Source organism: Pseudomonas gingeri (genome assembly GCF_013385635.1).
Classification (GTDB): domain Bacteria; phylum Pseudomonadota; class Gammaproteobacteria; order Pseudomonadales; family Pseudomonadaceae; genus Aquipseudomonas; species Aquipseudomonas gingeri_A.
Genome location: NZ_JACAPR010000011.1, coordinates 336,163 through 359,436, shown reverse-complemented (window position 1 = coordinate 359,436; position 23,274 = coordinate 336,163). Strand labels below are relative to the sequence as shown.

The 23,274-nt window shown below is 64.2% G+C and carries 21 protein-coding genes; 5 read left to right on the top strand and 16 right to left on the bottom strand.

Annotated features, from left to right (window positions below):
- Positions 1-47 precede the first annotated feature (47 nt).
- Positions 48-2,045, bottom strand: a complete 1,998-nt coding sequence (locus HX851_RS15625) for an alpha-1,4-glucan--maltose-1-phosphate maltosyltransferase (protein ID WP_177065828.1) — start codon at positions 2,043-2,045, stop codon at positions 48-50.
- A 243-nt stretch (positions 2,046-2,288) separates the two neighbouring features.
- On the opposite strand from HX851_RS15625, the gene HX851_RS15620 reads away from it, so the two are divergent.
- Positions 2,289-2,456 carry a hypothetical protein gene (locus tag HX851_RS15620; protein ID WP_177060781.1) on the top strand — a complete coding sequence of 56 codons (168 nt, stop codon included), beginning with the start codon at positions 2,289-2,291 and terminating at the stop codon, positions 2,454-2,456.
- 13 nt (positions 2,457-2,469) lie between these two features.
- On the opposite strand, the gene HX851_RS15615 is transcribed toward HX851_RS15620, so the two are convergent.
- On the bottom strand, positions 2,470-2,976 hold the full coding sequence (locus HX851_RS15615; protein ID WP_177060783.1) for an MgtC/SapB family protein: 507 nt from the start codon (positions 2,974-2,976) through the stop codon (positions 2,470-2,472).
- A 142-nt stretch (positions 2,977-3,118) separates the two neighbouring features.
- Here HX851_RS15615 and HX851_RS15610 point away from each other — a divergent pair, with 142 nt between their 5' ends.
- The 3 genes from HX851_RS15610 (at position 3,119) to mapR (ending at position 6,500) form a co-directional block, all read left to right on the top strand.
- Positions 3,119-3,358 carry a DUF3203 family protein gene (locus HX851_RS15610; protein ID WP_177060785.1) on the top strand — a complete coding sequence of 80 codons (240 nt, stop codon included), beginning with the start codon at positions 3,119-3,121 and terminating at the stop codon, positions 3,356-3,358.
- A 207-nt stretch (positions 3,359-3,565) separates the two neighbouring features.
- Entirely contained in the window at positions 3,566-4,996 is a 1,431-nt protein-coding gene (ccoG, locus tag HX851_RS15605; protein WP_177060787.1) for a cytochrome c oxidase accessory protein CcoG, read from the top strand.
- An 85-nt stretch (positions 4,997-5,081) separates the two neighbouring features.
- Complete coding sequence (gene mapR, locus HX851_RS15600) at positions 5,082-6,500, top strand: GntR family transcriptional regulator MpaR (RefSeq protein WP_177060789.1); 1,419 nt, start codon at positions 5,082-5,084, stop codon at positions 6,498-6,500.
- Positions 6,501-6,606: 106 nt separating this feature from the next.
- Here mapR and HX851_RS15595 read toward each other — a convergent pair whose 3' ends face one another.
- The 14 genes from HX851_RS15595 to HX851_RS15530 form a co-directional block, all read right to left on the bottom strand.
- The gene (locus HX851_RS15595; RefSeq protein ID WP_177065830.1) at positions 6,607-7,197 is read right to left on the bottom strand and encodes a GNAT family N-acetyltransferase; all 591 of its coding nucleotides are present in this window, start codon (positions 7,195-7,197) and stop codon (positions 6,607-6,609) included.
- Between the two features lie 122 nt (positions 7,198-7,319).
- Positions 7,320-8,066, bottom strand: coding sequence for an SDR family oxidoreductase (locus HX851_RS15590; protein ID WP_177060793.1), 747 nt, complete (start codon positions 8,064-8,066; stop codon positions 7,320-7,322).
- A 115-nt stretch (positions 8,067-8,181) separates the two neighbouring features.
- Complete coding sequence (locus HX851_RS15585; protein WP_439899223.1) at positions 8,182-8,454, bottom strand: DUF971 domain-containing protein; 273 nt, start codon at positions 8,452-8,454, stop codon at positions 8,182-8,184.
- Positions 8,454-9,422 (bottom strand): HEAT repeat domain-containing protein, encoded by a 969-nt coding sequence (locus tag HX851_RS15580; protein ID WP_177065831.1) that lies wholly within the window; start codon positions 9,420-9,422, stop codon positions 8,454-8,456. Before HX851_RS15580 ends, HX851_RS15585 begins: the two co-directional genes overlap by 1 nt.
- A complete protein-coding gene (locus HX851_RS15575) occupies positions 9,419-10,273 on the bottom strand; it encodes an ABC transporter ATP-binding protein (RefSeq protein ID WP_177065833.1) in 855 nt (284 codons plus the stop codon). Before HX851_RS15575 ends, HX851_RS15580 begins: the two co-directional genes overlap by 4 nt.
- Positions 10,273-11,067 carry an ABC transporter permease gene (locus HX851_RS15570; RefSeq protein WP_177060800.1) on the bottom strand — a complete coding sequence of 265 codons (795 nt, stop codon included), beginning with the start codon at positions 11,065-11,067 and terminating at the stop codon, positions 10,273-10,275. The genes HX851_RS15575 and HX851_RS15570 overlap by 1 nt, the downstream gene beginning before the upstream one ends.
- A gap of 9 nt (positions 11,068-11,076) precedes the next feature.
- On the bottom strand, positions 11,077-12,483 hold the full coding sequence (locus HX851_RS15565; RefSeq protein ID WP_177065835.1) for an ABC transporter substrate-binding protein: 1,407 nt from the start codon (positions 12,481-12,483) through the stop codon (positions 11,077-11,079).
- Positions 12,484-12,628: 145 nt separating this feature from the next.
- On the bottom strand, positions 12,629-12,874 hold the full coding sequence (locus tag HX851_RS15560; RefSeq protein ID WP_017125004.1) for a 4Fe-4S dicluster domain-containing protein: 246 nt from the start codon (positions 12,872-12,874) through the stop codon (positions 12,629-12,631).
- Between the two features lie 158 nt (positions 12,875-13,032).
- On the bottom strand, positions 13,033-14,757 hold the full coding sequence (locus HX851_RS15555) for a fumarate reductase/succinate dehydrogenase flavoprotein subunit (protein WP_177061033.1): 1,725 nt from the start codon (positions 14,755-14,757) through the stop codon (positions 13,033-13,035).
- Between the two features lie 5 nt (positions 14,758-14,762).
- On the bottom strand, positions 14,763-15,512 hold the full coding sequence (locus HX851_RS15550) for a GntR family transcriptional regulator (protein ID WP_177060804.1): 750 nt from the start codon (positions 15,510-15,512) through the stop codon (positions 14,763-14,765).
- A 134-nt stretch (positions 15,513-15,646) separates the two neighbouring features.
- Positions 15,647-18,574, bottom strand: coding sequence for a bpX6 domain-containing protein (locus HX851_RS15545; RefSeq protein WP_177065837.1), 2,928 nt, complete (start codon positions 18,572-18,574; stop codon positions 15,647-15,649).
- Entirely contained in the window at positions 18,567-20,387 is a 1,821-nt protein-coding gene (locus HX851_RS15540) for a hypothetical protein (RefSeq protein WP_177065839.1), read from the bottom strand. Before HX851_RS15540 ends, HX851_RS15545 begins: the two co-directional genes overlap by 8 nt.
- A gap of 68 nt (positions 20,388-20,455) precedes the next feature.
- Positions 20,456-20,887: a bpX5 domain-containing protein gene (locus tag HX851_RS15535; RefSeq protein WP_177060808.1), complete on the bottom strand. Its 432-nt coding sequence runs from the start codon at positions 20,885-20,887 to the stop codon at positions 20,456-20,458.
- Positions 20,884-22,014: an AAA family ATPase gene (locus tag HX851_RS15530; RefSeq protein WP_177065841.1), complete on the bottom strand. Its 1,131-nt coding sequence runs from the start codon at positions 22,012-22,014 to the stop codon at positions 20,884-20,886. Before HX851_RS15530 ends, HX851_RS15535 begins: the two co-directional genes overlap by 4 nt.
- Positions 22,015-22,231: 217 nt before the next feature.
- On the opposite strand from HX851_RS15530, the gene HX851_RS15525 reads away from it, so the two are divergent.
- Positions 22,232-23,197 carry an aliphatic sulfonate ABC transporter substrate-binding protein gene (locus HX851_RS15525; RefSeq protein WP_177060812.1) on the top strand — a complete coding sequence of 322 codons (966 nt, stop codon included), beginning with the start codon at positions 22,232-22,234 and terminating at the stop codon, positions 23,195-23,197.
- The last annotated feature ends 77 nt before the right edge of the window (positions 23,198-23,274 follow it).

Genomic DNA, 23,274 nt, shown 5'->3' with positions numbered 1-23,274 from the left:
TTCAGGGCCGCTTCGCAGCCCAGCGGGGGCTTGCCCCCTCGCCACAATCAGATCGTGGTGATCCGCCAGATGCCAAACGGCTGGTGCCAGGGTTCGATGCGCATCCACTGGGTCTTGCCGTGCCAGGTCCAGGTATGGCCATTCATCAGGTCTTCACCGCGGGTCGCGGCATCGTCGGGCAATCCGAACTCCCACAGCGGCAGTTCGAAATGCGCCTCCTGGGCGTTGTGCGGGTCAAGGCTGACCGCCACCAGGATGAAGCTCTTGCGGTCGGCGGTGCGTTTGCCGAAGTACAGGATGTTGTCGTTCCAGGCGTTGTAGACCTGCAACCCCAGGTGCGTCTGCAAGGCCGGGTGCTGGCGGCGGATACGGTTGAGCTGGGCGATCTCGGCAATGATGTTGCCCGGCGTATTGAAGTCCCGCGGGCGGATCTCGTACTTCTCCGAGTCCAGGTACTCTTCCTTGCCCGGCACCGGTGCCGATTCGCAGATCTCGAACCCCGAATACATGCCCCACAGGCCGGAGCCCATGGTCGCCAGCACCGCGCGGATAAGAAACCCGGCGCGACCCGACTCGTGCAGGAAGGCCGGGTTGATATCCGGGGTATTGACGAAGAAATTCGGCCGGTAGCACTCGCGCCAGGGCGACTGGTTCAGTTCGCTGAAGTAGCTCGCCAGCTCGGCCTTGGTGTTGCGCCAGGTGAAGTAGGTGTAGCTCTGGGAATAACCGACCTTGCCCAGGCGCGCCATCATCGCCGGCGTGGTGAAGGCCTCGGCGAGAAAGATCACTTCGGGATGACGGCCGCGAACATCGGCGATCAGCCATTGCCAGAAAGGCAGTGGTTTGGTGTGCGGGTTATCGACGCGAAAGATCTTCACGCCCTCCTCGACCCAGCCGACGACGATATCGCGCAGCTCGATCCACAGGCTGGGAATGGCCTCGGCCGCGTAGAAGTCAACGTTGACGATGTCCTGGTATTTCTTCGGCGGGTTCTCGGCGTATTTGATCGTGCCGTCCGGCCGCCAGTTGAACCAGCCGGGATGTTGCTGCAGCCAGGGATGGTCCTGGGAACACTGGATGGCGAAATCCAGGGCGATCTCCAGGCCGTGGTCGGCGGCGGCGGCCACCAGTCGGCGGAAATCCTCGCGGCTGCCCAACTGCGGATGAATCGCCTCGTGCCCGCCCTCTTCGCTACCGATGGCATAAGGGCTGCCCGGATCGTCGGGGCCGGCAGTCAGGGCATTGTTCGGGCCCTTGCGATGGCGTCGGCCGATGGGATGGATCGGCGGGAAGTACAACACGTCGAAGCCCATGTCACGGATCGCCGGCAAGCGCGCATGCACGTCATTGAAGGTGCCGTGGCGCGAGGCGCGATCGGTGACGGAACGCGGGAACAGCTCGTACCAGCTGGCGAACTGCGCCAGGCTGCGCTCGACTTCCAGGGGAAAATCATAGCTGCGGCTGAGATAGGCATGATGGTCCGCGAGACGCATCAGCACCGCCGTGGCCGGTTTGAGAAAACACTCGACCTGGCCGTCGTTGGACAGGTGCGACAGTTCCTCATGCAAAGCCGTCAGGCGTTGCACCAGATCGCCCTGACTGCGTTCGATGGCCTGGCGGACGTGTTCGCGGCCCTCCTGCAACTCCAGGTCGATCAGCACCCCGGCAACGAATTTCTTCTCCAGTTCGTAGCAAAAACTGCCGAACTGATCGATCCAGGCTTCGATCCGGTACACATAATGCCCCTGGCCACCGACCCGCAGCCGGCCCTGCCAGGCGTTATTACCCTGGTCGCTCATCACCGAGCGCTGCCAATCGGCCGCATCGGTGGCTTTCCAGGCCAGCATCACCGCCAGCTTGTCATGCCCATCGGTAAACACCTTGGCACTCACCGTGAGCTCCTGCCCGGCCACCGCCTTGACCGCGAACTGCCCGCCATCGACGGACGGCGTCACGTTCTCGATGGCGATGCGTGGCAGCAACAGCGCCTGGGACAACGGCAGGACTTCGGTGATTTCCTCGTCCAACGATTTATCAGCTGTCATCGAGCATCACTCCTTACGTCCTGTGGACGCTCTACCCTGCATGATCATGATTCGTCGCGGCTGGCTTCATCCTGAAAGGCCGCTCAAGTTCGGAGCCGGACGGCGCGTTAAAAGTTCAGACGGATATGCCGGCAACGTCCACTCGTCAAAAAAGTGCAGTCAAACGCGAACGCACAGGGTCCATCGCTACACACGGTGCCGGGCGCCCCACATGCTCGGACCACGCATAAAAGAGGCCACTTCATGAATATTCCGATTCCGGCGGAAACGCCCGATCCCAATATCGATAAACCGACCTTGCCGCCGACCGGGCCACAACCGATACCGGAGCAGGAACCGCCCGACACCACCCCGCCACCGAAGATCGACCCGCCGACCACCATGCCGCCGGTGATCGCGCAGCAAGCATAGACGCGGATGCGGGCTACGATTCGGGCGGCTGTTTTTCCAGCAGCCGCACGACCTTGGGCATCAGGCTGAACACCGCCAGGGCGAGGACGGTGCTCAGTACGGCCGTCGACTCGCGCCCCAGCCCCGCCGCCACGCCGATGGCGGCGGTCATCCACAAACCGGCGGCGGTGGTCAGTCCTTTGACGTGTTGGCCCTCCTCGTCGGCATGGCCCTTGAGGATCGTGCCGGCACCGAGGAAGCCAATGCCGGCGATCACCCCTTGCACCACCCGGCTCATCGCATCGGCCTGGGCGCCGGACATCTGCGGCACCAGCACAAACAGCGCCGCCCCCATCGCGACGAGCATGTGGGTGCGCACCCCCGCGGCCTTGCCCTTCTGCTCCCGCTCGAAGCCCAGCACCCCGCCGAGCAGGGCGGCAATCAACAGGCGCAAGGTGATGCGGGTCACCTGCTGGGCATCGCCGATATCGGCGAACTCGGCTTGCAACGTCGTCCATACGGTGTGCCACCAGGCTTCCATGATCCCGCCCTCTTTATGCTCGATAAGCGGTGGACACCCGCGCCAGTGCGCCGGTTCGGTCCATGACCGCTAATCGGCTGCAGCGAACGATGGCCGGCCCGGGAACCCTAATGCTTATCAGCCGGAGAAAAAGGAGAACACCATGCCCGTGAAGATCGATCTACGCAGCCAGACCTGCACCCTGGAAGGAGACCACATCGAGGTCCACGGTTCGGCCAAGGACGTGACCATCACCACTGATGACGCCCTGAGCATGTCCCGCGCGGAACTCGACGGCCAGTCGATCGTGATTACCGAAGCAGAAGCCGATGCGCTGACCGTCGCGGGTGCAGTCGATGGCCGCCACCATGTGAAGGCCACTTCCAGTGATTCGGTGATTTGATTGACCCGTGTCAGCGTGCCCGCCCTGCCCTTGTGCCAAGCAGCGGCGGGCACGCCAACCGTGGCGCAGCACGCGCTGGGACAAGGTGTCGCAGGCGCGCGCGCGCGGCCATCTGATCCGCTTTTTATTCAGATACCTGAGTCTGTTATGCATACAGTTCGCTCGGCATAGTGCCCTGGCCTGATGGAGGCTGATGAGCGACAGACCATGAGCGAACGAATCCCCGTCCAGATAGTTGAAACCTTCGAGCCTTTACACCCCGACCTGCAGCAGCCCAGGAAGATAAAGGCCAAGTCCAGCGACAACCTGATCCATACCCGCAGCTTCACCGGCCTGTTCCGCAACCTGCGCCTGAGTGGTGCAGGCTTCCTGTTCCTGCTGTTCTTCGGCACCGTCTGGCTGAACTGGGGCGGGCGCCAGGCGGTGCTGTGGGACCTGGCGAACAGCAAGTTCCATATCTTCGGCGCGACCTTCTGGCCCCAGGACTTCATCCTGCTCTCGGCGTTGCTGATCATCTGCGCCTTCGGCCTGTTCGCGATCACCGTGTTCGCCGGGCGGGTCTGGTGCGGCTATACCTGCCCGCAGAGCTCATGGACCTGGCTGTTCATGTGGTGCGAGAAAATCACCGAGGGCGAGCGCAACCAGCGGATCAAGCTGCAGGCCGCACCCTGGGGTCCGAACAAGCTGGCCCGGCGCGCCGCCAAGCACACCCTGTGGCTGGCCATCAGCCTGCTGACCGCACTGACCTTCGTCGGTTACTTCACGCCGATCCGGCCGCTGGTCCAGGAGCTGGCGACCTTGCAAATCGGCGGTGTCAGCCTGTTCTGGGTGCTGTTCTTCACCGGCGCCACCTATATCAACGCCGGCTGGCTGCGCGAAGCGGTGTGCATGCACATGTGCCCCTACGCGCGCTTCCAGAGCGTGATGTTCGACAAGGACACCCTGACCATCTCCTACGACGCCGCCCGTGGCGAGAATCGTGGCCCGCGCAAGCGTGAAGTGGCCCCGACCAGCGTCGGCCTCGGCGACTGCATCGACTGCCAGATGTGCGTGCAGGTCTGCCCCACCGGCATCGACATCCGTGACGGCCTGCAGATGGAATGCATCGGCTGCGCGGCGTGCATCGACGCCTGCGACTCGATCATGGACAAGATGGGTTATGCCCGTGGCCTGGTCAGCTACACCTCCGAGCACCAGTTGCAGGGCGGCAAGACCCATCTGCTGCGACCACGCCTGATCGGCTACAGCGCGGTGCTGCTGATCATGATCGGCGCGCTGGTGGTAGCGCTGGTGCAACGGCCGATGGTGTCACTGGACGTCAGCAAGGACCGTGGCCTGTTCCGCGAAAACAGCCAGGGGCAGATCGAGAATATCTACAGCCTCAAGGTCATCAACAAGACCCAGCAGCACCAGCAGTACCGCCTGGAACTGCTCGACAGCGAGGGTTTCCAGTTACAGGGCAAGACCGAACTGAGCCTGGCCGCCGGCGAGATCGCCGATTTCCCGGTGTCGGTAGCGATGACCACCGACAAACCGGCAAGCAGTTCCCAGGAACTCAACTTCCGGGTGATCGATGATGATGAGCCCGGCATCTACAGCGTGGCAAAAAGCCGCTTTGTCGCCCCGCTGAATCGCTGATGACATAGAATCCCCGGGCGCGAGAAGCCCCGGGAACGCCCCTCGAACAAGACTTGCGTGCCCGTATCGAATGAGCCAAGCCACCATGAAACGCTACGAGAAATTCGCCGACGATATCGCCGAACTGATCCGCTCCGGAGTCCTCGGGCCCGGACAACGGGTGCCGTCGGTGCGCTATGCCAGCCAGACCTACGGCGTCAGCCCGTCCACGGTGTTCCAGGCCTACTACCTGCTGGAGCGTCGCGGGCTGATTCGCGCCCGGCCGCGCTCGGGTTACTTCGTCAATACCCATGCACCGAGCCCGTTCTCGGAGCCGGTGATCAGCCACCAGGTCCACGAATCCACCAAGGTCGATGTCAGCGAGCTGGTGTTCTCGGTGCTCGACTCGATCAAGGACCCGAGCACCGTGCCCTTCGGCTCGGCCTTCCCCAGCCCGACGCTGTTTCCGCTGCAACGCCTGGCCCGCTCCCTGGCCAGCGCCAGCCGCGAGATGGACCCGCGCATGGTGGTCACCGATCTGTCGCCGGGCAATCCGCAACTGCGCCGGCAGATCGCCCTGCGCTACATGGTCGGCGGGCTGATGCTGCCCATGGAGGAGCTGCTGATCACCAACGGTGCCCTGGAAGCGCTGAACCTGTGCCTGCAAGCCGTCACCGAGCCCGGCGACCTGGTCGCCATCGAAGCCCCGGCGTTCTACGCCTGCCTGCAGATACTCGAGCGACTGAAACTCAAGGCGGTGGAAATCCCCGTGCACCCACGGGACGGCATCGACCTCGGCGTGCTGGCGCAGACTCTCGAACGCCACCCGATCAAGGCCGTGTGGTGCATGACCAGCTTCCAGAATCCCATGGGCGCGACCATGCCCGAGGCGAAGAAACAGGCACTGGTGGAACTGCTGCGCGGGCATCAGGTGCCGCTGATCGAGGACGATGTCTACGCCGAACTCTATTACGGCCAGCAGGCCCCGAAGCCGGCCAAGGCCTTCGACACCGAAGGCCTGGTGATGCACTGCGGTTCCTTCGCCAAGAGCCTGGCCCCCGGCTATCGCATCGGCTGGGTCGCGGCGGGACGCTACGCGCAGAAGATCGAACGGCTGAAGCTGATGACCTCGCTCTGTGCCTCGATGCCGGCCCAGGCGGCCATCGCCGACTACCTGCAACACGGCGGCTACGACCGCCATCTGCGCCGCCTGCGCTATGCCCTGGAAGAACAGCAAAGTGCCATGCTCGCGGCCATCGGCCGCTACTTCCCGGCACAGACCCGGGTCAGCCAACCGGCCGGCGGTTATTTCCTGTGGCTGGAACTGCCGGAACAGATGGACTCGCTGAAGCTGTTCCAGATTGCGCTGGCCCAAGGCATCAGCCTGGCCCCGGGACCGATTTTTTCGCCGACCCGACGCTTTCGCAATTGCATCCGCTTGAACTACGGCAGCCCGTGGAGCGAGGTGTCGGAGCACGCGATGGAAACCTTGGGGCGGATCGTGCGGTCGCTGCTGGACCAATGAGCACACGACCGCTGCAGGAGCCGGCTTGCCGGCGATGAAGCCCTTGAGCCTGGCGGTGTCTATCCGGACGCCATCGCCGGCAAGCCGGCTCCTACGGGGACCGCGTTCAAACGTCAGTCTTGATCGCGGTCGAGGGCCAATGCATCAGGTACGCCGCCCCCGTCACCCGGATCAGCGGATGGGGCACGACCTGGCATTCACCGACAATCCGGAAACCGTGGCGGGTGTAGAAGCGGCAGGCACCGCTGTTCATCGCATAGTCGATCAGGCTCAGGCCCTTGAGCCCGAGAGTCGCGCAGCGCTGGCGGGCCAGGTCGAGAAAGCGTGCGCCCAGTCCCTGGTTGCGCCAGCCTTCGTGCAGGGCCAGGCTGGAGATATACAGCGTATCGGGGATTTCCAGGTCGGCGTAGGGTGCCAGGACCGGATCGGTGGCCGGTGCCGGATCGGGGTCGTGCAGCATCGGGTAGCTGTGCAGCATGCCGATGACCTGGCCATCTGCCTGCGCCATCAAGCAGTTCTCATAGGAAAACTCCACGCCCTCGCGGCGGTAGCGGCGCTCGCCGACATCCAGCAGCGACTCGCCCTCCTCGGCGATCCGGCTCCAGATATAGTCGGCCGCCCCCTCCGAGGAAATCTGGAACAGCCGGGCGATCTCGCGGGCATCCGCGCGTAGCGCCGGACGGAAAGTGACGGTCATCGGGCAATCCTCTGTGACGGCTGAGCAAGTCAGCGCTGGCGGTGAATTTCAGCCGTCACATACTGAGGATATGGACATAACCCTGGGTGCACCGGAACGACACTCTGGCGACAAAAACCGACTCAGCGGCCGCCGGCCAGGTCGATAAAGGTCCCGGTGGCATAGGAAGCCTTGTCCGAAAGCAGCCAGATAATGCCCTCGGCCACTTCTTCGGCGCGGCCGCCACGGCCCATGGGAATCGCCGACTCCAGCTTGCTGACCCGGTCGGCATCGCCGCTCAGCGCATGGAAGCCGGTGTAGATGAAACCGGGGCGCACGGCGTTGACCCGGATGCCCTCGCCCGCGAGCTCCTTGGACAAGCCCGTGGTGAAGGTGTCGAGTGCGCCCTTGGAGGCGGCATAGTCGACGTACTCGTTGGCCGAACCGAGCCGCGCCGCCGCCGAGGACACGTTGACAATGTTGCCGCCCTGCCCGCCATGGCGTGGCGACATGCGCAACACCGCATGCTTGGCGCAGAGGATCGGGCCCAGCACGTTGGTCTTCAGGGTCTGCAGAATGCGGAATTCGGACATTTCATCGACCCGCGACTTGTGCCCGACGGTGCCGGCGTTGTTCACCAGCGCGGTGACCGGGCCAAGCTCGGCGTCCACCCGGCTGAACAGACGGATCACCTCGTCCTCGATACTGACATCCGCCCGCACCGTGATGGCCTGTGCACCCAGGGCCCGGACCTGCTCCAGCACCTCATGAGCGGCCGCGTCATCATTCATGTAGTTGATGCAGATCCGATAACCCTGCTGTGCCGCCAACAACGCAGTCGCCGCGCCGATACCACGGCTGCCGCCGGTGATGACGATGACTTTTTCCATTGAACCCTTCCCCTGCCGACTGGTAACCCCGTGCCCTCCAGAATAACCGTGCCAGGCGCGGTTTGTGTAGCCATCAAACGTCGTAGAGCCGATACAGGCGCTCACAGCGGGCCGCTCAGCCCAGTTCCCGCAGATAAATCCAGGGATAGATGCCCTGCTGGTGGCCGTCGTCGAACACCAGTTGCACGCCATAACCCTGGAGGTTGATCTCGACCAGGCGCACCTCGGCCGCGACCAGGTCGATACGGCCCTGCAAGCGCGCCGCCCGGCACTGCGCGCAGGGACACGCGGCACGCAACCGGGCATAAGCCAGGGGCTGCTGACCATCGGCCCAGGTCAACAGCAGGTGCCCCTCGCCGCGTACATTGCGCACCGCCAGGGGCTGCATCAGACGCCACCGACGCCCAGTTGGGCCAGGGCGATACGCACCGATTTGCGCACTTCCGGGTCACCGTCATGCTGCGCGGCCTGCAATGGCGCAACCGCCTCGCGCTGCCCCAGTTCGCCCAAAGCCAGGGCGGCTTCCTTGCGCAGGTTGCTGATGCTGTGACCGAGCAGCTCGATCAGCGCCGTCAGGGCGCCGACATGGCGCAGGCGCCCCAATGAACGCGCGGCGCGCAGGCGAACCTGCCAGTAGTCGTCGGCCAGCGCCGCCTCCAGGGCGGGACCGGCCTGCCCGAGACCGACCTTGCCCAGGGTGGTGGCCGCTTCTTCGCGAACCTGCCAGGCAGGGTCCAGCAAGGCCGACTGCAACGCCGGCAATACCGAAGGGTCACTGGCCAGGCCCAGGGCTCCGGCCGCCACACGGCGCACTTCCGGCTCGGGGTCGGCACTGGCCAGGCGCGCCAATGCCGGCAGCGCATCGAGTTGCTTGAGCCAGCCGAGAATCCCCACCGCTTCACGACGGACGCTGGCTTGCGGGTCCTGCAGGGCTTGCAGGGCGACGGGCGCGCTTTCGTCCAGGCGCAGCTCGCGCAAGGCCCTCAGGGCGCTGCTGCGGACAAACACATCGGGGTGAGCGGCCCATGGCAGGATCACGTGGCCGGCCTCTTCGGTCTTCAGCAGGCTGAGGCTCTGGGCCGCCGCCACCCGGACCTTGTGGTCCCAGTCGAGCAAGGCCTTGCACAGTGCACTGACCACCTGCGGTTCTTCCCAGGCTTCCAGCAGGCGCGCGGCCTCGGCGCGCACGTCGCCGTCCGGGTCGGCCTCAAGAGGCTGGATCAACCAGGGCAAGGCGTCCGGGTCTTCCAGGTCGGCCAGATCGATCAGGGCGATGCGGCGTACGCCGGCGTCTTCATGTTCCAGGCGCGGTTGCAGGTCGAGAATGTCGGGGTTGTCGCTGATCAGGTCGGTCATAGGGCAAATCGCGGTTGGGTGTTTTCAAGGGGCAGCCCGAGGGGAGTCAGGCGCGGTAGTTGACGACCATCCTGGTGCCGCAGCAGTTCCAGGCAATGGCGCTTGAGGCGGACGAATTCGGGGCTGGTCAGCAGTTCCGGCTGACGCGGCCGGGGAAAGCCCAGGCGCAGGTCTTCGATAAACCGGCCCGGACGCGGGCTCATCACCAGGATCCGGTCGGCCAGGAACAGCGCCTCGTCGATATCGTGGGTGACGAACACCACGGTGGTCTGGATCCGTCCCCAGATATCCAGCAGCAACGCCTGCATCTGGCTGCGGGTCTGGGCGTCGAGGGCACCGAAAGGCTCGTCCATCAGCAATAGCTTCGGCCGGTTGATCAACACCCGGGCGATCTCGACCCGTTGCTGCATGCCGCCGGACAACTGGCTCGGCCAGTGCCCGGCAAAGTCCTCCAGCCCGACCCAGCCGAGGAACTCGCGGGCCTGGCGCTGGCGTTCGGTCTTGCCGATGCCTTGCATCTTCAGACCGAAGGCAACGTTGTCCAGCACCCGTCGCCAGGGCAACAGGGTATGTTGCTGGAACACCATGCCCCTGCTCGGCGAGGGCCCGTCGACCGGCTGACCGTCGACCCGCAACGAACCGCCGCTGGGTGCCAGGTGGCCGGCCAGGACACCGAGCAGGGTCGACTTGCCACACCCGGACGGCCCGAGAATGCAGACGAACTCACCCGGCGTCACATCAAAGCTCAGCGCCTGCACCGCCTCGAAGGCGTCGGGGCCGCTACCCAGGTGAATCGACAGGTTCTCGATGGCGATCCGCCCCGCCGCGGCAAAACGTTCGGCGACACTCATCAGCGTTTCTCCTGCGGGCGGTACCAGGGCGTCAGCCGCGCCCCGAAACGTTTGACCAGGCCGCTGCTGGCCATGCCGAGCACGCCGATCAACAGCATGCCGACGATAATGTCCGCGTAGTTCTGCAAGGTGTAGGCCTCCCAGGTGTAGTAACCGATGCCCCATTGGCCGGAGATCATTTCCGCGGTCACCAGGCAGAACCACGACGTGCCCATGCCGATGGCCAGGCCGGTGACGATGCTCGGCGCGGCGCCGGGAATGATCACCTCCCACAGGATCGCCAGGCGCCCCGCCCCCAGGCTGCGGGCCGAGGCGATCAGGCGCCGGTCCACCGACTCGACGCCATGCACGGTATTGAGCAGGATCGGGAACAGCGCACCGGTGAAGGTGATAAAGATCATCGACAGTTCCGAAGACGGAAACATCAGGATCGCCAGGGGAATCCAGGCCACCGCCGGAATCGGTCGCAGCACCTCCAGCGGCGGCAGCAGCAGGTCCTCGGCCCACTTCGAGCGGCCAATGGCCAGGCCCAGCGCCACCGCCACCCATGCCGCCGCCAGATAGCCGCTGGCGACCCGGCCGAGACTGCTGAGCAGATGCCTGGGCAGTGCATGGGAGTTGAACAACGCCCACGCCGCCTGTACCACCTCGACCGGCGACGGTACGTTGCGAAAGGTCACCAGTCCCAGGTCAAGATGCATGCGCGCCGCCACCTGCCAGGCTCCCAGGCAGAGCAATAATGAAGCGAGGCGCAGACTCCAGCGGCGCCCGAGATCGACAGACCAGCGACTCATGCCTTCACCTCAACGCTGGGCCAGGGCCTGGCGGCTGGCATCGGCGAAATCCCGTACCTCACCGCCATGGGCCTGGGCGAACTGCCGGGCTTGTTCCTTGAGCAGGAAAGCGTTGAGCCGGCCCTTGGCATCGCTGACAAACCAGGCTTGCGGGGCGAGCATCTTGATCCCGCTGTCGCTGGCCTGGGCATAGACCGCGCGCACGTCCCTGCCGGCCTTCTTCAGGTTCGCCAGGTCGCTCAGGGCCGCCTCGGGCGAGGCATAGCTGCGTACTTTCGGTTCACCCTTGAGCCAGATCTGCGCGACTTGCTTCGGATCGGTGATCGGCTTGCCGCTCAGCGCATCGTTGGCCACCAGCGGCTGCTGGGCGTAGTTGGCCAGTTGCTTGTCGTAGTCGAGACCAGACGCCTTGAAGGCTTCGCGAATGAAGTGATCATCGATAAAGGTGTCGGTATTGAGTCCCCGGTCGGCCTTCTTCAACAACTTCAGGGTGTCGATGGCCGTGGCAACGGCCTTGCGGTACTCGGGTTTCCAGGTCAGGTCGCGGGTCTGCAGACCCAGCGGGCCATGGAACAGGTAATTGACCTCGGCCTCGACCCCGGCGACCTTCTCGATCAGTTCGCTGTACTTTTCCGGATCGGCCGCGAGCAACTGGTTGGCTTCGATACTGGCGCGCAGGTAGGCGACGACGATTTCCGGGTAGCGCCTGGCGTAATCGCTGTCCACCAGTGCGCCATGGAAGGTCGGCGCCTTGGCCTGGGAACCGTCATAGATCTTGCGGGCAAAACCGCGGTTCTCGAACAGTTCGGCGAACGGCACGAAATCGGCGTGGGCGGCGATCTTGTTGGCCTGCAAGGCGGAGCCGGCGACTTCCGGCGGCTGGGCGATCACTGTCACGTCCTTGTCCGGGTCCCAACCCTGCGCCGCGATGGCCCGCAGCAACATGCCGTGGGCGGTCGAGGCGAAAGGCACGGAAATCGTCTGGCCCTTGAGTTCACTGAACGACTGCACCGGCGAGTCCTTGGGCACCACGACGCCGTTGCCACTGCCGTCGATGCTGCCCGACAGCACACTGATAAACAGGCTGTGCTTGCCCGCCGCCTCATGGGCCACGCCATTGAGCGCACCGGGGAAATCGGCCATGGCGCCGAAGTCGAGTTTGCCGGCGACCATTTCATTGGTCAGCGGCGCGCCGCTGGTGAAGTTCTTCCACTGGATATCGTACCGGGCGTCCTTGTAGGCGCCGTCCTTGGGCAGGTACTTGTCGAGCAGCCCGAGCTCGCGGATCAACAGGCCGCCGGCGGCGCAGTTGATGGTGCTGTCCTGGGTGCCGATGGCGATACGGATAGTCTCGGCCTGGACGCCAAAGGCGCTCAGGGCCAGAGCCAGGCCGGCAAGAGTGATGCGTGCACGCATGGGTGTTTCCCCTCGAATCATGAAAGATGGAGTCGTCTCCGCCGCCGGGACCCGGGGTGGGAAACGAGGGGTGCTGGATCAGGCGTCCGGTGGTTGGCCGGTGGCGTTTTTTCTTATGAGTCTCATGGGTGTGGCGTTTGCCGGCTCAGCGCAGCAGGTAGGGAATCTCCACCTTCACCGCACCGGTCGGGCAGTCCTTTTCACAAGGCATGCAGTACCAGCACTCATCGAAGGCCATATAGGCTTTCTGGGTCGCCGGGTTGATCGCCAGCAGGTCCATCGGGCAGACATCGACGCAGACGGTGCAGCCCTTGTGGGCGATGCATTTGTCCTCATCGACGGTGACCGGCGCATTGCTGCGAAAGAATATTTCCTGGGGCTGGAAGGCCATGGCACGGTGTCCTCTATATTCTTGTTAACAGTCGCTCAACCTGAAGAGATGCATTCCTTGTGGGAGCCGGCTTGCTGGCGATAGCGGTGGATCAGGTCAGGAAGTTTCAGCTGACAGACCGCTATCACCAGCAAGCCGGCTCCTACAGGTTGCGTGTTTCAGGCCGCTTCGTTGGCGACCCGCAAACGGTTGTAGGCTTGTTGCTCATCGGCATCGAGCGCGATCAGATAAGGTTCGACCGGCCTCTTGAAGCTGACCATCCGCCCGTCTTCATCCTTCTTCAGATGGCAATGGCAGAACCACTCGGCGTCATTGCGCAACGGATAATCGACCCGGTGGTGGTACAGGCCCCAGCGGCTTTCCTTGCGAAACAGCGAGGCACGGGCGGCCATTTCCGCGCAGTCGCGAATCACCGAGACTTCCAGGGCACGCATCAACTCATGGGGGTTGCCGGCCTTCATCTGGTCGAGGTCGGCCTCGATGGCGGCGAAACGTTCCAGGCCGATTTCCATCTTTTTCGTGACCTTGGGCGGCTGCAGGTAATCGTTGACGAAGCGCCGCAGCTTGTACTCGACCTGAGCCGGCGGCAGGCCGTGTTCGCGCTGCAACGGCGCATAGACACGGGCCTTTTCCCGAGCGATCTGCTCGGCGTCCAGCGCGGTGAAATCGCGTCCGGCAACATAATCGGCGGCGTTGAAGCCGGCGAACCAGCCATAGGTGAACGCGCCGAGCATGTAGTTGTGCGGCACGGCGGCCATGTCACCGGCCGAGTAGAGGCCCTTGACCGAGGTTTCCGCCCGTTCGTTGACCCATACACCCGAGGCGCTGTGACCGCTGCAAAAGCCGATCTCGGAGATATGCATCTCGACCATCTGCTGGCGGTAGTCGGTGCCGCGCCCGGCATGGAACTGGCCGCGGCTGGGACGTTCGTTGCTGTGCAGGATTTCCTCGATGTTCTGGATGGTTTCCTCGGCCAGGTGATCGAGCTTGAGAAATACCGGACCGTTGCCGCCTTCGAGTTCCTGATGGAACTCCCACATCATCTGGCCGCTCCAGTAGTCGCACTCGATAAAGCGTTCGCCCTTGTTGTTGGCGGTGTAGCCACCCAGCGGACCGGTGACGTAGGCACACGCCGGGCCGTTGTAGTCCTTGATCAGCGGGTTGATCTGGAAGCACTCCAGGTTCGCCAGTTCCGCCCCGGCGTGATAGGCCATGGCGTAGCCGTCGCCGGCATTGGTCGGGTTCTCGTAGGTGCCCATCAGGTAACCCGAGGCCGGCAGGCCCAGGCGGCCGGCGGCGCCGCAGCAGAGAATCACCGCCTTGGCCTTGATCACATGGAAGTCGGCGGTGCGGCAATCGAAGCCCATGACGCCGTTCACCGTGCCTTCGGCATCGGTCAGCAGGCGGGTCGAGATCAGCCGGTTGGTGATCTGCACCCGGGCGCGCTTGAGCTGGCGATAGAGCACCTTCTTGATGTCGTGGCCCTCGGGCATCGGCAACACATAGGCGCCCATGTGATGGACCTTCTTCACCGCGTAGTCGCCGGTCTCGTCCTTCTCGAACTTGACGCCCCAACGGTCCAGTTGCCGGATGGTTTCATAGCTGTATTCGGCGTAGGCCAGCACCGCGGCCTGATTGACCACGCCATCGTTGGCGACGGTGATTTCCTTGGTGTACTGCTCCGGCGTGGCGTGGCCCGGAATCACCGCATTGTTCAGGCCGTCCATGCCCATGCTGATGGCGCCGCTGCGCTTGACGTTGGCCTTGTCGATCAGCAGCACACGCAGGTCGCGGTTCTTTTCCTTGGCCTTGATCGCCGCCATCGGCCCGGCAGTGCCGCCGCCGATGACCACGATGTCGTATTCCTGTTCAAGGGTATTGATCGGGCTCATGGGCGCGCGTCCTTCTGACGGTCGATACGCAGGCGGTACTGGAAGGAGTCGCCACGGTAGTAGAGGTATTCGAAATCCAGCGGAGCGCCTTCGGCATCGTGGGTCAGGCGCTCGATGCGCATGATCGGCGCCCCCTCCTCCACGTCCAGGGCCAGGCCCAGCTCGGCGTCGGCGAGCACCGCGTCGACAGCCAGGTCGGCGTGGCCGAGAGCAATCCCGCAATCGTTTTCCAGGATCAGGAAGATGTCGCGGGTGGCCAGGTCGGCCTTTTCCAGCTTCTCGCCGACGCTGTGGGGCAGATAGGTGATTTCCAGGGACACCGGCTCGCGGTTGATCAGGCGTACCCGCTTGATTTCGCTGACCAGGCTGCCCTCGGGCAGCGCCAGGCGCTCGGCAACCCGCGCCGAAGCCGCCACCTGCTTGAAGCTGCGCACGCGGTTGAGCACTTCGTAGCCCATCTGCGTCACCGACTCGGCCAGGCCCTGCAGGGTAGAGACGTTCTGAAACGCCTTGGGCCTGGCGACAAAAGTGCCCTTGCCGTGGATCTTGAAGATCAGCCCTTCCTTCTGCAGATCCCCCAGGGCCTGGCGCACGGTGATGCGACTGACCCCGAAGGACTGGCCCAGGTCGTTCTCCGAGGGCATCCGCGCCAGGGGCGGATAGGTGCCGTCAAGGATGCGCGTACGCAGCAAGTCCTTGAGCTGGCTGTAGAGCGGGACGGGAGACAGTGGAAGCAGTTGCGCCATGGGTTGATCCTAACTTGTTATAACAAGATATGGCGTGAACGATATAGGAAATAACCACCGTGAATAAAATACCCAAAGGGAATAACGTTAGAAGTAATAAAGGAACGTCCGGCCCTTGTGGACCGGACACTTCCTCAATGAATGCTCAGGCTGCGAACCCGGCTGGTGGTCACGTTCACATGGAACAGCCGGCCCTGGCGGTCGGTGAAAATCCAGTCCGCACCACTCTGGCGTACACGCAGCGTCTGCTCCTCGGGCCAATCCAGGATTGCGCATAACTGCGAAAGGCCACGGTTCGCGAAGTGAAAGCGTAGTCGTTTGCCGTACACCGAAAACCCCATCACCAGCCATTGTTCGTCGGCGTATACGCGGGCTTGCGTATCCTCGGTGATCTCGGGAAAACGAAAGCGCCGCAGGCGACTCTGGCCGTTGATCACCAGTTCCTGCTGGTCGTCGGCCGGTGACTCGAACCAGCATTCGATGCATTCGCCCAGGCAGTACAACTGCCAGGAGATACTCGCCCGGATCGGCTTCGGTTGCGGATCGCGGGACTTCAACCGGCGCTCGGGCAGGCCGTAGGTCCACTGCTCCAGCGTGTTATCAGGCAACCGCAACAGCCAGTACTCATGATCCGCCGTGACATCGAGGGACACCAGGGGACCGGGTAGATCGCCGACATGCCAGAGCGTGGCAAAGTCCCTGTCGATATCCACCACCCTGACCTGTCCGTGGGTCACGACGGTCCAGGCCACGCCATCGAAACGCCTGGCAAAAAGCGCCAGGGGCAGAACACCCAGGTCCGTCGCGGTACCGGTCACCAGGTCAAGCTTGCTGATGCGCCACACCGAATCGCGCTGTATCAGTGCCAGGGCAACCCGGCAATTGTTGCCGATCACCAGGTGACTGGCCGGTACGATGAAACGCTGGCCGATGCTACCCAGGCGGTCCACCACCGCCACCCCCGACTCGCCCAGTGCCACCAGGTAATTGTCGTCACGCAGCGATACGGCGTCGTACAGCGCATAGCTGCCCGGCGACGGTGCCGACCAGTGCGGCAGGGGAATCACCGGATGCAATGCCTTTGATTGATTCGGGGGGACGACCCCAGAGGGCATATCGAGCTTGAGCAATCCGTCACCGCTGAGCTTCACCAGGGCGCCCAGGTCCCTTGCCGTCACTCCGGGATGGCCGCCGGCATGATCGGCCAGCACCCCATGGACCATCGCCGCCGCTATCGACTGCACACTGGACGACGCCGGCGACACCCTGATCAGCTCGATGGCCAGGACGGCACGCTCGTCAGCACGCTCGATATCATCGCGCAACGCACGGATGTAAGACTCATAAACCGCCAGGGTGTCGGGCAGCAGTACCGCGCGCTTGACCAGCGCAGCCGCGGCCAGGGTGCCGCCAGCGGCCTCGGCGTTGAGCAGCCATTGCCGGGCCCGCTCGCGCTCCCCGGGCAGCGCCCAGATCACATCCACGGCGTCCAGCCAATCGCCCTGCCCCACCAGCATATCGGCCCACTCCAGGCGCAGGCGCTCAGCGGTTTGCGGCCATTGTGCCTGCAGGCCCAGGACGGCGTCGGCGAACGCACGATCACGGCGGGCCACCTGCAACGCCCGCTGCCAGTCGCCGGCCAGGCACAGCAGGCGCACAATCACCGCCGAGCGTGAATCCCAAGTCAACGCCAGTTCCGCCGCCTGCTGGTAGCGCTGGTGTTTTTCCAGATAGTCCAGGGCTTCCGGGCGCACGTGCAGCAGCTCGGCGAGGACATACACCGCTTCTTCAATCCGTCCCTGGCGATCGAGACGTTCGAAGGTCTGACGATAGAGCTTGCGCAGATGAGCCTGGAAATCCTCCGCCAGATTGAAGGTCAGCGCGGGTCCCCTGGCCTGGCCCATCTTGAGTTCATCCCGAGGCTTGGGCGCGCCAAAGGCCTGCCCGGCGGAAGGCTGGTCGCTGTCCAGGGGAATGGCATGGCGCAGGGCCTGGGCGATATCGCCTTGCTCGAACATATCGAGCATGCGCTGCATATAGGCCGCCTGGCGCCGATCCAGCAAGGTTTTCAACTGCGAGGCCATAGCCATCCGCCCCAGCCATTGACGCCAAAGCGATGGTTTGTCACGGTCGCGCGGCCTGCGCTCGGGAACCGCGGGGGCGTCTGCGTGTGCAGCCGCCGGGGCCTGGTGCTTGCGGGCCTGGGCCGCCAGGGCCTGGCGCTCGATCTCGATACGCCCGTACAGCGCACGTCGCAACAGCCACAGGATAAAGGTCAGCACTGCCGCCGAGAGAAAAAACCAGACCGGGTCGAAACCTCCACCGGTCGACGCCTCGGCCACTCGCATGGGCACGGCCTTGCCAGGCAAGACCGGCGGGGAAAGTACCGCGTTCTCCCAATAAATCACCAGTATCGCCACGACGGCCAGCCCCGGCATCAACCAGGTCCGTGCCGAGGACTTTTCCCGTGACTCACGGGAGTTGCCTGCCGCTGCAGCGCGCGCCTTGGGCTTGGTGGCAGCAGCCTTGAGCGCCTTGCTCATCACCTCGCGCTCGGCGCTGGGGGCACCGATCACATCGCCCAGTACCTGGTGAATATCCTGCGGCTCCCAGGCCTCCAGCACAGGTTCAGGCAGGACCTCACGGCAGTCGTAGGTTTCCAGCAAGCCATAGTGATCGATATCGAACCATTGGCCCGGTTGCAATTCGACCCCGTCAGCCAGGTTCAACGCCTGGACCCGGGCATCGCGGATCAACCAGAGATCCGCCAAGGGCAGCGCGCTGATTTCAGCCGGTTCGAGCCTTGCCGAACACAGTGCCCGCCCCTGGCGGACCAACGGCCAGGGCCTGAGACGGTCGCAGGCCATCGACGTGGCCGCCTTGAAGCACAGTACATCGCCCTCGGCAAAGCGGTAGGCACGAGCCCCCGGCTGCCAGTGCCGGACGATCTGCGCCTGACTCGCCGCTTCGTCGAACCAGTCACGGGGAAACCACAACGCATCGACCGGTTGCCAGCCGGCCAGCCCGGGACGCCGGATAGCCATCGCAAGGATTTCACTCATCGGACAGCTCCTTGCGGGCGGTCTGCATCTGTAGCCGAATCTGGCGTTCATTCACGTCGTAGACCACCAGTTCACGCGCTTCGGTGATCAGGGCCAATATCCCGGAAGCTGGGCAGAAGCTGATTTTCAGGATTCGCGAGGTCGCCGCATAGAGCGTCTCCGTCCTTTCGGAACCGACCAGAAGGACACCGGTGCCACCGCCTGTGCTGACCACCAGGGCGCACTGCCCGCTCGTGTTGTCATGAAACAGACCGATGGCCCGGTGACCTGGCATCAGTTCGATGCGGGTCATCGGCTGGGGATGGCTGCTGGGGGTAAACACTGTCCAGCGCTCCCGTTTGCCATGACCGTTCTGCACGGCACAGACCCCAAAACGACGACGCCAGAACGGCAGGAGGGAAAACAGTACCTGCGTCGCCTCGCGACCGTCGCCCAGGGCAAAGGGTTCGTAACGGGTGGCGTTGAGGGTGACGTGACGCACAGACAGTTGGCCCGCGCTGCGACTGGCATACACCAGCGTATCGTCATCAACCCGCACCATGCCCAGCACATCACGATCACGGTAGTGGGTGATATTCGCCGAAGAGCCCGACGCAGCGTCCTTCTCGGCCGCCATCCAGAACGCCAGGGTGCGATTGCTCGTCAACAGGAAGACCCGGCTGCTCTTGGCCGAGTGCAACCATACGACAGGCCGCAAGGTCGCCGTGGCGGCGGGCACCAGCAGTTCTTCCTGCGGCGGCCGGCTGGCCGGCGTCATGCGCGGTATCTGCCAGAAACGCAACTGGTCGCCCGCACTCAGGACCGCGCCGATTTGCCGGTTCTGAAAGGTCACCCCCAGTGGCGTCGCCTCGCGGGGCCAGAGTTGGCGAACCATCTTCGCGGCTTTCTTCTGCCCGATCCTCGGAATCGAGAACATCAGCACACCAGGATCATCGAGCAGGCGTACGGCTACATGAGATCCGGTACTGGAAATCATCGGCGGCAAGGTCAAGGCAATCCTGGCGGTCGTGGTCCTGTGGGCATCCACCGGCACAGAATGATCGAACTGCCCCTTGAGCAACCGCCTGGCCGCCGCCTCGTCGGGCAGCGGCAAGACAATCGGCCTGCCGCCCGAAGGCTGCATCTGCAGTTCCAGTGCCTGGCCGAACAGCCCCTGCCGGATCAGCAGGCGACGTGCCGAGCGGTCTTGCGAATCGGGCGCCACCGGCAGGCGCTGGCCCACCAGCCAGCACTCGCTCACCGACTCTTCCTGCTCGTCCAGGAACGCCTGCCAGCGCTGCCAATGCTGGTCGGTCGCCACCGCATGGGTGCGGGCATCGAGCAGGCGGCGCAGCTGCGACGACGAATGCAGGTCGAACAGCCCGGGTTCCTGTTGCAATACGCCCCAGCGGAACTGCGCTCCGTGCTCGCCCGCCCGCCGGGCCAGCAGGATCATCAGCGCCAGGTGGACCAGGCGTGCGCCCCCCAGTTGCAGGGGACCGGCATCGAACAGTACGACGATCAGCCGCGAGGCCTGTTGCGCCCGCAGTTGCGGCGCGAGAAACAGATGCTCGCCACTGGAGGCCCGGCGCAGGAACTCATCGGCAAACTCGTCGGCCAGCAGCCATTCACTGGTCAGCAGCCGCTCATAGGAGCCCCGCCGGCGCAGGTCGCCCAGACCATCCGGCTCCGGAACGCCGCCCTGTTGCGTCCCCCTGAAAGGCCCCAGCACGGGGCTGATGCAACCCAGCAAGGCACCGAGGGTCGGCACCAGTTCCGGGGCAAACCACTCCAGCCATTGGCGCCAGGGTTGCAAGGATTCGGGTAGTTGCATGACAGACCTATGGCACCGAACGACGACGGGGACGGGGACGGCTTGGAAGCAAAAGAACCGGCATGCCGCTAGCCCCAGTAGGTGTCGATGCGCGCCAACCACTCGGCGCTGACCGGCAGCAAGCGATCCAGCGGCACACAGGTTGCCGGTTGATGCCATACCAGCAGCGGCTGTCGATTGAACTTCGCCAGCAAGGCCTGGGCCAGCAGATCCAGCGCCGCATCCGGCTGCCATAGGCTTGGCAGCCAGAGCTGCGGGGCATGCTCGCAGGCGCAGGCGTAATCGACACCCGCGACCCAGGGTAGGCGCGATGCCTCGCCACCGACGATCAATACGTCACGATTGGCCGTGGCCTGGAGGCCCCGCCGCCGCTCGCCGCTCATCGACGACAGGTGTGCATGCAGTTGCCTGGCCACGGAGCCCCAGGCCACCGCGGCAACCGGAGGCGCGGGGTCGGGTTGTGCTGTCCAGCCCCAGGTCAACAGGGGGGATTGGCTCATGTCGCAGGCGTCAGTTGCTTGGCCAGCAGTCCTCTCAGGCCGAGCAGTTCGGGAGGCATGCTGTCCTGTGAAAAGTTCGCATCGATCTCGCGCAGTACCGCTTCGGACTCGGCCGGATCGAGCACCTGCCCGGAAGCCACGCGCATCAGGCAGTTGTGCGCGGTCTCCACCAGGCGACTGGCGCGGGACAGCGGTTGCAGCGTCGCCTCCTCGACGGCACTGAACAGGTTGCGATTACTCGACAGTTGCAGGACATCGCGCAGCACCTCACGGCCATGCTGCTGGGCTTCCCTGGTCGCCAGCGCATACAGCAGCGGCCACAGATCCGCCTCGCTGGCCTGCAGACGGCCACCGAGCAGCGCGGCGGCGGCAATCAGTCGCTGGGACTTGACGATGCGCCGGTCGGACAACTGGATGCCCGCCGCACGCAGGCGACGAATCGCGTTGGCCAGTGCCGGCCGCACCGTCTCCATGTCCACTTGCGGCAGTGCCTGGCTGAGAGTGTCGAGTTCACTCAGGCTCATCAATTGCCGAACCGGCAGCCGGTCCGATTGCCAGCCGCCACTGAGCAGCGCCTCGAGCTGGTTATCCGGGACCGCATCGACAAACAGATGCAACAGGAAACGGTCGCCGAACGCAGCCAGCGCTTCGTCGTCGGGCAAGCCGTTGGCGGCACCGACACAGATACGCAGCGGGCAGTTGATCTGGGTATGCCCACGACGGAAGCGGCGTTCGTTGAGCACGCCGAGCAAGGTATTGAGGATCGCCGTAGATCCGAGGAAGACCTCGTCGAGGAAGACGATATCAGCTTCCGGCAGCATGCCGCTGACATCGGTCTCGACCGTGCCTTCGCGCAGTTTCTTCAGGTCCACCGGGCCGAACAACTCCGACGGCTCGGTAAAGCGCCCCAGCAGGTACTCGAAATAGCGCCCGCCCATGGCCTGGGCCACGCGACGCACCACGGCGCTCTTGGCCGTTCCCGGCGGGCCGACCACCAGCAGATACTCCTGGGCCACGGCGGCCAGCACGATCAGCTCGGCCAACTGCTCACGTCCGATCAGTCCTTCGGTTGCCGCCCTGACACCCTGGCGAATGTGTTGCGCGGCTAGCTGTATGGCGGCCAACATACGACGGATCCTTCCCGGAACAAAAGTGCGGATCTTGCCTCAAACATCGCTGATAGCAAAGAGCCTTCACGCTTTTTCCTTGCTTCGACAGGCACCCGTGCAGTCGCCTCTATGGTTATGCGAAGAGGTTATTTAACCAAAGCCCTCCGCCTCTCATAAGCTCCACCCACCGGACCACCGGCCCCCCCCTTCTCACTGTTGCTCCTGCGAGGTGTTCATGGTCGCCCCGGTTCCCGGCATTACCCGTTCCCGTCTGTTGTTTTCAGTGCTGGCCGCCACATTGTCCCTGGCCGCTTCCTATGTCGACGCCAATGAAACCCTGCGCATCGGCTACCAGAAATCCTCGACCCTGATCACCTTGCTCAAGAGCCAGGGCACCCTGGAGAAAGCCCTGGCCAAGGAGCATATCGAGGTCAGCTGGCATGAGTTCCCCAGCGGCCTGCCGTTGCTCGAATCGTTGAATGTGGGCAACGTCGATATCAGTGCGGATGTCGCCGATACGGTGCCGGTGTTCGCCCAGGCGGCCCAGGCCAGACTGACCTACTTCGCCCAGGAGGCCGCGTCTCCCCAAGCCCAGGCGATCGTGGTCAGGAGCGATTCACCGATCAAGGCCCTGGGCGACCTCAAGGGCAAGAAGGTCGCGGTGACCAAGGCCGCCGGCAGCCATTACCTGCTGATCGCGGCGTTGACCAGAGCCGGCTTGAAGTTCAGCGATATCACCCCGGCCTACCTGACGCCCGCCGACGGCCGGGCCGCCTTCGAGAACGGCAAGGTCGATGCCTGGGTGACCTGGGAGCCCTTCCTCAGCAGCGTCCAGCGTCAACTGCCGACCCGCACCCTGGCCGACGGCCAGGGCCTGGCGAACTACAAACGTTATTACCTGGCGAGCACGGCTTACGCCCAGTCCCACCCGCACGTCTTGAAGCAGGTGTTTGCCGAACTGCAAAAGTCCGGTGCCTGGATCAAGACCCATCCCAAGGACGCCGCCGAGATCCTCGGTCCGCTGTGGGGCGGCCTGGACGCGGTGACAGTCGAGGCCGCCAACCGTCATCGCAGTTATGCGGTGCAGGCGGTCACGGTCGATCAGTTGGGCGAACAGCAGCAGATCGCCGATGCGTTCCTCGCCGCCGGGCTGCTACCGCAGAAGATCGATACCCGGGATGTGGGTATCTGGCAGCCTTGAACCTGTGACTGTCGATCGCTACAGGCTCGTTGATCGCTCCCACGCTCCAGCGTGGGGGTGCAGCCATGACGCTCTGC

Bases quoted from the DNA above. Each gene is read 5' to 3' on its own strand.
- HX851_RS15625 (WP_177065828.1), bottom strand. From the start codon at position 2,045: ATGACAGCTGATAAATCGTTGGACGAGGAAATCACCGAAGTCCTGCCG.
- HX851_RS15620 (WP_177060781.1), top strand. From the start codon at position 2,289: ATGAATATTCCGATTCCGGCGGAAACGCCCGATCCCAATATCGATAAA.
- HX851_RS15615 (WP_177060783.1), bottom strand. From the start codon at position 2,976: ATGGAAGCCTGGTGGCACACCGTATGGACGACGTTGCAAGCCGAGTTC.
- HX851_RS15610 (WP_177060785.1), top strand. From the start codon at position 3,119: ATGCCCGTGAAGATCGATCTACGCAGCCAGACCTGCACCCTGGAAGGA.
- ccoG (WP_177060787.1), top strand. From the start codon at position 3,566: ATGAGCGAACGAATCCCCGTCCAGATAGTTGAAACCTTCGAGCCTTTA.
- mapR (WP_177060789.1), top strand. From the start codon at position 5,082: ATGAAACGCTACGAGAAATTCGCCGACGATATCGCCGAACTGATCCGC.
- HX851_RS15595 (WP_177065830.1), bottom strand. From the start codon at position 7,197: ATGACCGTCACTTTCCGTCCGGCGCTACGCGCGGATGCCCGCGAGATC.
- HX851_RS15590 (WP_177060793.1), bottom strand. From the start codon at position 8,066: ATGGAAAAAGTCATCGTCATCACCGGCGGCAGCCGTGGTATCGGCGCG.
- HX851_RS15585 (WP_439899223.1), bottom strand. From the start codon at position 8,454: ATGCAGCCCCTGGCGGTGCGCAATGTACGCGGCGAGGGGCACCTGCTG.
- HX851_RS15580 (WP_177065831.1), bottom strand. From the start codon at position 9,422: ATGACCGACCTGATCAGCGACAACCCCGACATTCTCGACCTGCAACCG.
- HX851_RS15575 (WP_177065833.1), bottom strand. From the start codon at position 10,273: ATGAGTGTCGCCGAACGTTTTGCCGCGGCGGGGCGGATCGCCATCGAG.
- HX851_RS15570 (WP_177060800.1), bottom strand. From the start codon at position 11,067: ATGAGTCGCTGGTCTGTCGATCTCGGGCGCCGCTGGAGTCTGCGCCTC.
- HX851_RS15565 (WP_177065835.1), bottom strand. From the start codon at position 12,483: ATGCGTGCACGCATCACTCTTGCCGGCCTGGCTCTGGCCCTGAGCGCC.
- HX851_RS15560 (WP_017125004.1), bottom strand. From the start codon at position 12,874: ATGGCCTTCCAGCCCCAGGAAATATTCTTTCGCAGCAATGCGCCGGTC.
- HX851_RS15550 (WP_177060804.1), bottom strand. From the start codon at position 15,512: ATGGCGCAACTGCTTCCACTGTCTCCCGTCCCGCTCTACAGCCAGCTC.
- HX851_RS15545 (WP_177065837.1), bottom strand. From the start codon at position 18,574: ATGAGTGAAATCCTTGCGATGGCTATCCGGCGTCCCGGGCTGGCCGGC.
- HX851_RS15540 (WP_177065839.1), bottom strand. From the start codon at position 20,387: ATGCAACTACCCGAATCCTTGCAACCCTGGCGCCAATGGCTGGAGTGG.
- HX851_RS15535 (WP_177060808.1), bottom strand. From the start codon at position 20,887: ATGAGCCAATCCCCCCTGTTGACCTGGGGCTGGACAGCACAACCCGAC.
- HX851_RS15530 (WP_177065841.1), bottom strand. From the start codon at position 22,014: ATGTTGGCCGCCATACAGCTAGCCGCGCAACACATTCGCCAGGGTGTC.
- HX851_RS15525 (WP_177060812.1), top strand. From the start codon at position 22,232: ATGGTCGCCCCGGTTCCCGGCATTACCCGTTCCCGTCTGTTGTTTTCA.